Origin of the sequence: uncultured Marinobacter sp., from assembly GCF_963974375.1 — a bacterium.
GTDB lineage: Bacteria > Pseudomonadota > Gammaproteobacteria > Pseudomonadales > Oleiphilaceae > Marinobacter.
In genome coordinates this window covers 1-2,100 of sequence record NZ_CAXBDN010000419.1, presented here as the reverse complement: position 1 = coordinate 2,100, position 2,100 = coordinate 1, and the positions used below count along the sequence as shown (strand labels likewise).

The window sequence follows — 2,100 nt, the reverse complement described above, 5'->3', positions numbered from 1 at the left end:
TCACCACCCCCGGCGCTTCGGCGCCCCACGGAGCAGGGAGTTGAGCCATGCCGGTGCTCGCCAAAGACATCATGACCCCCCACGTCAAATCCGTTCCTGCAGTCTGGTCCATGGATCAGCTTGCCCGGTTCCTGACCGACAATGAAATCACCGGCAGCCCGGTCACCGACGAAAACGACGAAATCATCGGCATTGTCACCCTCAAGGACATCGCCGAGTTCCGCTGGGCATCAGACCGCAAACCCGACGCCTGGGCCAAACTGACCCCGGACGAACAGAAAGAGGTACGCCGCCTGCGCATGGCGATACTCGAGGAAATGACCCGGGTGCCGGTTGAGGTTCGTGACATCATGACACCCCAGGTGTTCTCGGTTGAGGAAAATACGCCGGTACGGGACATTGCAGATATCATGATGAAGGAACACCTTCACAGAATATTTGTTACCAGTCAGCGCAAAATAACGGGAATCGTCACCACCTACGACATGCTCAAACTGATTTCGGACAAGGCCCTGACCAGACGCTGCGCCGACAGCGACTGATACCAGCAGCCAACCACGGAAGCCGCCTGCCAGAGAGGTATTGCACCCTATGCCCAGAGCACCGCAAGCTCGCAAGATCATGTATGTACTCGACACCAATGTCCTGATTCACGATCCCAACGCCCTCCTGAATTTCGAAGAACACGATGTCATCATCCCGATGACGGTCCTTGAAGAACTCGACAGTCTTAAAACCGGAAAGCAGGCGGTGGCGGCGGACTGCCGGCAGGCCATACGCAACATCGATAAACTGCTGGGTGATGCGACCCCCAAGCAGATCGAGAAGGGTGTCCCCATTGTGCGGGGCAAAAAGGCGACACCCCTGGGCACCTTGTCCATTCTCATGAGCACCAGTCCGACAGGCAATCACTCCCTGCCTGAACACCTGAACGACAACAAGATCATCAATACCCTGGCGGAGCTGCAGGCCCGCCACAAGTCCCGCGACATCATTCTGGTGAGCAAAGACATCAACATGCGCCTGAAAGCCCGGGGCTTCGGCGTTGAAGCACAGGATTATCACAACGATCAGTTACTGGACGACATCGACCTGCTTCCCCGGGGCTACCATGAGTTTCCCAACTCGTTCTGGGACCGGATCGAAAAGGTGGAAACCGTCCAGCGTGAGGCCATCACCGAGCATATTCTCAAGCGCGAGGGTGATCTTGCCAGAATCAACATCAATGAGTTTGTTCTGGACGAAATGGGCTTTATCGGCCGGGTCACCGAGATTGACGGTGACCGGCTGGTATTGCAGGATCTGCACAAACAGGACTTGCTGAACGAGGAAGTCTGGGGCCTGGTTCCCCGGGACATTCACCAGGCCATGGCCCTGAACCTGCTGCTGGATCCGGATATTCATCTGGTGAACCTGACCGGCTCTGCCGGCTCCGGCAAGACCATTCTGGCCCTGGCCGCGTGCATTGAAATGACCGTGGCCAGCAAGATGTACAAGCGGATCATCGCCACCCGCTCCACCCAGGGACTGGACGAGGATATCGGTTTCCTGCCCGGTACCGAAGCGGAAAAAATGGAACCCTGGCTCGGCGCCATCGTGGACAACCTGGAGGCACTCCACGAAGACGACGAAAACATGACCGCCAGCGTGGACTACATTCTCAGCAAGGTGCCGCTGCACTTCAAGTCCATGAACTACATCCGCGGCCGCAGCTTCCAGCACAGCCTGATCATTATCGACGAATCCCAGAACCTGACACCGCACCAGATCAAGACCATCATCACCCGGGCCGGCAACGGCTCCAAAGTGATCTGCCTTGGCAACCTGGCGCAGATCGACACGCCCTACCTGAGCGCGCTGAGCTCCGGCCTGACCTACATGACAGAACGATTCAAGACGTTCACCCACGGCGGCCACATCCACCTGCAGGGTGTGCCGCGGTCATTGCTGGCAGAGTTTGCCGAAGCCAACCTCTGATGTTCAGGTGATCGGATATTGCAGTGGCTGGCTCAGGCCAGCCGCTCAATACGTCCCCGGGCAAGCCGGACCAGACCCTGACGCTCGAAATCCTTGAGCAACCGACTGACCACCTCCCGCGCC

At 57.9% G+C, this 2,100-nt stretch carries 2 protein-coding genes and 1 pseudogene; 2 read left to right on the top strand and 1 reads right to left on the bottom strand.

Annotated features, from left to right (window positions below):
* Positions 1-47 precede the first annotated feature (47 nt).
* The gene (locus AAC035_RS20940; protein ID WP_339807050.1) at positions 48-542 is read left to right on the top strand and encodes a CBS domain-containing protein; all 495 of its coding nucleotides are present in this window, start codon (positions 48-50) and stop codon (positions 540-542) included.
* Positions 543-621: 79 nt separating this feature from the next.
* Positions 622-1,977, top strand: coding sequence for a PhoH family protein (locus AAC035_RS20935; RefSeq protein ID WP_339807051.1), 1,356 nt, complete (start codon positions 622-624; stop codon positions 1,975-1,977).
* A 32-nt stretch (positions 1,978-2,009) separates the two neighbouring features.
* On the opposite strand, the pseudogene AAC035_RS20930 reads toward AAC035_RS20935, so the two are convergent.
* Positions 2,010-2,100, bottom strand: a pseudogene (locus AAC035_RS20930) (Crp/Fnr family transcriptional regulator); the annotation flags it as partial.